We start from the raw sequence: 1,063 nt of genomic DNA, 5'->3' as shown, positions 1-1,063 counted from the left end.
AAGGTGGTTTCAAGTACGAAGTGCAACTTTGATTAATTGGGCGGGTTGGCTGAGAGTGTTCTAGCATCTCAGATTTCCAGACCGCCAAGTCAAAGTCACCTTATGAGCTACAAACATCTCAGCCAAACTGAACGTTATCAGATTTATGCACTTATGAAAGCAGGACAGAACCCAAAGACGATTGCCCAGATACTGGGTCGACATCAGTCGACAATCAGTCGGGAGGTTCTGCGTAACTCCGGATTGCGAGGTTATCGACCCAAGCAGGCTGAGACTCTTTGTCAGCAGCGAGCCCAAGCGAGTCGAAATGCCCTTCAAATCGATCATAGGACGAGAACCTTGGTCGCTGAGCGGCTGAATCTGCAGTGGAGTCCTGAGCAGATTGCAGCTTCGCTGCCAGTAAGTCATGAAACGATCTACCAACACGTTTACGCCGATAAGGCGCAAGGCGGATCGCTTTGGAAACACCTTCGTTGCCAGAGAAAACGGCGCAAGCGCTACGCCAGCGGAAAGAGTCGTCGCGGGCAGATCATTGGTAGGCGCCCCATTGCCGAACGTCCTGCCTCTGTTGAAACGCGCAGTCAGGTGGGTCACTGGGAAGGTGATACCGTAATCGGTGTGGGCCACAAACAAGCGATCGTGACACTCGTGGAGCGCAAAAGCGGGTTTGCAGTCCTCTCGCATGTCACCCGTAAGACCTCCGAGCTGGTTAGCCAAGCCATTATCACGAGCCTTACCCCTTTGGCGCAGCGCGTCATAACAGTGACTTACGACAATGGAAAAGAGTTTGCGGATCATGCTGTTGTGGATAAGGCGTTGAAATCAACGGCTTACTTTGCAGATCCGTTTGCTAGCTGGCAACGCGGTTCAAATGAAAACTTCAATGGCCTATTGCGCCAGTACATTCCTAAAAAACGCCCCTTATCGACCGTGACTGCGGATGAACTTAAAATGATTCAAGATCGTATTAATCACCGACCACGTAAACGATTAGGTTTTAAAACTCCGTACGAAGTGTTTCACCAGTCCCTAAACCGTGTTGCACTTCGTACTTGAAACCACT

The 1,063-nt window shown here is 50.4% G+C and carries 1 protein-coding gene; it reads left to right on the top strand.

Going from position 1 to position 1,063, the window contains the following annotated elements:
- Positions 1 to 102: 102 nt before the first annotated feature.
- Positions 103 to 1,056 carry an IS30 family transposase gene (locus QWY30_RS15815; RefSeq protein ID WP_290242647.1) on the top strand — a complete coding sequence of 318 codons (954 nt, stop codon included), beginning with the start codon at positions 103 to 105 and terminating at the stop codon, positions 1,054 to 1,056.
- The last annotated feature ends 7 nt before the right edge of the window (positions 1,057 to 1,063 follow it).

The sequence above is a fragment of the Zwartia panacis genome (assembly GCF_030410395.1).
Lineage (GTDB): Bacteria > Pseudomonadota > Gammaproteobacteria > Burkholderiales > Burkholderiaceae_B > Zwartia > Zwartia panacis.
Note: the sequence above shows the minus strand (reverse complement) of the source record. Positions and strands in the feature narration are given on the sequence as shown.

Excerpts from the sequence above, each read along its gene's own strand:
- QWY30_RS15815 (WP_290242647.1), top strand. The coding sequence starts at position 103 with ATGAGCTACAAACATCTCAGCCAAACTGAACGTTATCAGATTTATGCA.